General features: G+C 42.0%; 2 protein-coding genes. Both read left to right on the top strand.

Annotated elements, in window-relative coordinates; translation table 11 throughout:
* Window positions 1–1,276, top strand: a 1,276-nt coding sequence (gene proS / locus HP456_RS19495; RefSeq protein WP_172254194.1) for a proline--tRNA ligase, incomplete at its 5' end; no start/stop codon positions are given.
* 133 nt (window positions 1,277–1,409) lie between these two features.
* On the top strand, window positions 1,410–5,234 hold a 3,825-nt coding region (locus tag HP456_RS19490; protein WP_172254193.1), incomplete at its 3' end, for a PolC-type DNA polymerase III.

The raw sequence follows: 5,234 nt of genomic DNA, 5'->3' as shown, positions 1-5,234 counted from the left end.
GCGCTTTGGTCTGCTGCGAGGCAGGGAATTTGTTATGAAAGATGCATACTCTTTCCACTCTTCCGGAGAAAGTCTTGATGAGACGTATGATCTCCTATTCCAAGCTTATACGAATATCTTCAAACGATGCGGGTTGAATTTCAGAGCAGTTATTGCCGACTCAGGAGCTATGGGTGGAAAAGATACTCATGAATTCATGGTTTTATCTGATGTTGGAGAAGACACGATAGCTTATTCTGATCAATCCACTTATGCAGCTAACATTGAAATGGCTGAAGTGGTTGAAGCATATACTTCTTCGGTTGATGAAATGAATGAAGTGGAGAAAGTCTCTACGCCCGGCATCAAAACGATTGAGCAAGTAGCAGATTTCCTTGATGCAGATAAGGAAATCTGCATCAAGTCATTACTATTTAAAGTGGATGATGAATTTGTACTGATACTTTCCCGCGGTGACCATGAAATCAATGATATTAAGGTTAAGAACTTTTTGGCTGCTGATTCAGTAGAGCTTGCTTCTGCAGAGGAAACGAATGAAATTCTCGGTTCGGAAGTCGGTTCAATCGGTCCTTGTTCAATGAAGGACGAAGTGAAAATAATCGCTGACAACGCTGTTAAATATATTCGCAACGGAGTAGCTGGGGCAAATGAATCGGGTTATCATTTGATTAACGTGAACCCTGAACGTGATTTTCAAGTTTCACAATATGGTGATTTACGCTTCATCCAGGAAGGGGATCCTTCACCTGATGGGAAAGGAACAATTGTCTTCGCTAAAGGGATAGAAGTTGGCCATGTATTTAAACTCGGAACAAGATATTCTGAAGCAATGAACAGTACGTATTTAGATGAAAACGGCCGTGCACAGCCAATAATGATGGGCTGCTATGGAATTGGTGTATCGCGTACACTGGCAGCTGTTGCTGAGCAATTTAATGATGAGAATGGGCTCCTGTGGCCATCTAATTTATCACCATTTGATTTGCACGTGATTCCCGTCAATTTAAAGGATTCTAATCAATCAGATCTGGCGTTTGAATTGTATGAAGAGCTTAAAAACAATCGTTATGATGTATTATTGGATGATCGTGCTGAACGCCCGGGGGTGAAATTCGCTGATTCCGATTTAATCGGGCTCCCGATCCGAATCACTGTCGGGAAGAAAGCAGCTGAAGGCATCGTTGAAATGAAAGTTAGAAAAACGGGAGAAGTGCTGGAAGTTCATAAAAATGAGATTCTTACCACATTAACCAGATTATTCAGCGAACTATCTTAATAAAAAAGGGCTGATCCTTTAGGGAAGCAATGATCCTTATTCGTCAGCCCTTTTCTTCAGTTTTAACATTCTGTAATTTGGTTTAAAGGAAAATAACGATATAAAAAATAAAAAGAAATGGGGGAAGAGACGAATGGATGAAAAGCCCCTTGGTAAAAAAGAAAGATTTCAAATGTTATTACAGCAATTAGGGCTGACTGAAGACGCGTTTGTGAAGCATTTTAACAATGCAGAAATAGAAAAGCTTGCCGTCTATCGAAAAGAGAAGAAGTGGCATTTCTATTTCACTTTGGAAGAAATGATCCCCTGCAAAGTTTGGAGCCGCTTTTACCTGGCTCTTCAAACATCTTTCAAACATATAGCCAATGTAAGCTTCAGCCTTAAAGTTCTTAAAATGGATGTAACGGAACAGTCAATACTTGATTATTGGAGCGAATGCGTAAAAGAAGTACAAGGGATATCTCCCCCACTGTTAAAATTGCTCAATACTCAAAAGCCTGAAGTTATTGGAAACAGAATAATTGTCAAGGCTTCGAACGATACTGAAGCAGCACAGCTGAAGCGGAAATACGGGGCGGTCATTTCATCTGCTTTTGAAAATTTCGGATTCCCTAAATTGCTCCTCGATGCTGAGGTTGCTGAAATCGAAGAACAAAATAGCGATTATGAAAAATTCCTTGAAGAAAAGCTGAAAGAAGATCAGGAGAGGGGTAAACAAGCTCTCATAGAAATGGAAAAAGCTGAAAAAGAGGAAGCCTCCGATGCACCTAGCGGACCATTCATGCTTGGCCTTACAATCAAGGATGATGCTGATTTCCGGAAGATTGAAGAAATTTATGATGAAGAACGCAGGATTGCAGTTGAGGGCTATGTTTTTGATTGTGAAACAAGGGAACTCAGAAGCGGGAGAACACTTTTGACCTTCAAAGTTACAGATTACTCAAGCTCCATTCTTGTCAAAATGTTCTCAAGGGATAAAGAAGATGCTGCAGTCATGAATAATATGAAAAAAGGTATGTGGGTTCGCTGCCGCGGAAGCATACAAAATGATACATTTGTCAGAGACCTGGTTATGATAGCGAACGACGTAAATGAAATCAAACCTGTTCTCCGTCTTGATACTGCTCCATCTGAAGAAAAAAGAGTGGAGCTTCATATGCATTCTCCGATGAGTCAGATGGATGCAGTCAGCTCGGTTGCAAGTTTGGTGGCGCAAGCAAAAAAGTGGGGACATAAAGCCATTGCGATCACTGACCATGCAGTTGCCCAATCTTTCCCTGAAGCATATAATGCCAGCAAGAAAAATGATATCAAGGTTTTATACGGCTTGGAAGCCAATCTCGTGGATGATGGAGTCCCGATTGGATATAACGCAGCGGACCGCCAGCTTGAAGATGCGACTTATGTTGTCTTTGATGTTGAGACGACAGGCCTTTCGGCTGTTTATGATACCATCATCGAGCTTGCTGCAGTAAAGATTAAGGATGGCGAAATCATCGATCGTTTTGAATCTTTCGCAAATCCGCATCACTCTCTTTCTGCAACAACGATCGATTTAACAGGCATCACAGATGATATGGTAAGGAATGCCCCGGAAATAAATGATGTACTTCACGATTATGATAAATGGGTGGGGGATGACATACTGGTCGCGCACAACGCCTCGTTCGATATGGGATTTTTGAATGCAGGATATAAAAAGGCGGGACTCCCTAAAGCGTCCAACCCAGTAATTGATACATTAGAACTGGCGAGATTATTATATCCTCAATTTAAAAATCACCGATTGAACACACTTGCCAAAAAGTTCGATGTGGAATTGACCCAGCATCACAGGGCAATCTATGATGCAGAAGCTACAGGATATCTTTTATTGAAAATGCTGAAAGATGCGTTTGAAAAAGGGATAACCAATCATAATCAACTTAACGACTACATGGGCAAAGGGGATGCTTATAAACGTTCAAGACCCTATCATTGTACCTTGATTGCTCAAAATGAGGAAGGGCTGAAGAACTTATATAAATTGGTCTCCATTTCACATATGCATTATTTCTACAGGGTCCCGAGAATACCCAGGTCCCAGCTGCAAAAGTACCGCGGGGGTATTCTGGTCGGATCTGGCTGTGATAAAGGCGAAGTCTTTGAAGGTATGATGCAAAAGGGGAAAGCGGAAGTGGAAGAAACTGCGCAGTTTTATGACTACTTAGAGGTCCACCCTAAAGAAGTATACCAGCACCTGATCGAGCTGGATCTGGTACAGAGCCAAAAGAACCTGGAAGATATAATCAAAAATATTGTTGAACTGGGAGAGAAAATCAACAAGCCAGTCGTTGCAACAGGTAATGTTCATTATCTTAATGAGACGGATAAGATCTACCGGCAAATCCTGGTCGGATCTCAGGGAGGTGCCAATCCCCTGAATCGTCACAAGCTTCCTGATGTCCATTTCAGGACAACCAATGAAATGCTCGATTGCTTCTCCTTTTTAGGCAAAGATAAAGCGAAAGAAATTGTCGTGGAGAATTCCAACAAAATAGCAGATCTAACAGAAGATATTAAACCGATCAGGGACGATTTGTATACTCCTAAAATAGAAGGGGCAGACGAAGAGATGCGCCGGATGAGTTATGAGATGGCAAAAAGCATTTATGGAGATGAACTGCCTGAGATTGTGGAAGCAAGACTGGAAAAGGAATTGAAGAGTATCATTGGTCATGGATTTGCCGTCATCTATCTGATCTCTCATAAACTCGTAAAAAAATCCTTGGATGACGGATATCTGGTAGGTTCCAGGGGGTCTGTCGGATCATCGTTTGTAGCAACAATGACAGAAATAACAGAAGTGAATCCATTGCCGCCACACTATGTATGTCCTGCTTGTAAAAAGTCTGAGTTCTTTGATGATGGATCTGTCGGTTCAGGGTTTGATCTTCCCGATAAGGAGTGTCCGGACTGTGGACAATCATATAAAAAAGATGGACACGACATCCCTTTCGAAACATTTCTGGGATTCAAAGGGGATAAAGTTCCTGATATCGATTTGAATTTCTCTGGGGAGTATCAGCCTAAGGCGCATAATTACACAAAAGTCCTGTTTGGAGAAGACAATGTGTATCGTGCAGGTACAATAGGTACGGTTGCTGAAAAAACAGCCTATGGATATGTCAAGGGATACGCTAATGATAATGCGCTCCAAGTCAGGGGAGCAGAAATCGACAGGCTGGTCAGCGGATGTACAGGTGTGAAGCGAACAACCGGACAGCACCCCGGCGGGATCATCGTTGTTCCGGATTATATGGATATCTTTGATTTTTCACCAATCCAATTTCCTGCAGATGATCAAAGTTCAGAATGGAGAACAACACACTTCGATTTCCATTCCATACATGATAACTTGCTGAAACTGGATATTCTTGGTCACGATGACCCGACAGTTATCAGGATGCTGCAGGATTTATCGGGAATCGATCCTAAGACGATTCCCACTGATGATCCAGAAGTGATGAAAATCTTCAGCGGGACAGAATCACTCGGTGTAACCCAGGAGCAGATAATGTGTAAAACCGGGACATTGGGCATACCTGAATTCGGTACCCGATTCGTTCGGCAGATGCTTGAAGATACAAAGCCCACAACGTTTTCAGAGCTTGTCCAAATATCCGGACTCTCTCACGGAACGGATGTGTGGCTCGGCAACGCTCAAGAGTTGATCCACAATAATATTTGTAATCTGAGTGAAGTAATAGGATGTCGTGACGATATTATGGTTTACCTTATTTATCAGGGTCTGGAACCATCACTTGCATTCAAGATCATGGAATTTGTACGTAAGGGTAAAGGGCTTCAAGACGAATGGGTTGAAGAAATGAAGAAGAATGGGGTACCTGACTGGTATATTGATTCCTGCCTGAAAATCAAATACATGTTCCCTAAGGCCCATGCAGCGGCATACGTA

Origin of the sequence: Bacillus haikouensis (assembly GCF_013179555.1) — a bacterium.
GTDB classification, from domain to species: Bacteria; Bacillota; Bacilli; order Bacillales; family Bacillaceae_B; genus Rossellomorea; species Rossellomorea haikouensis_A.
This window is presented reverse-complemented; position numbering and strand designations above follow the sequence as displayed.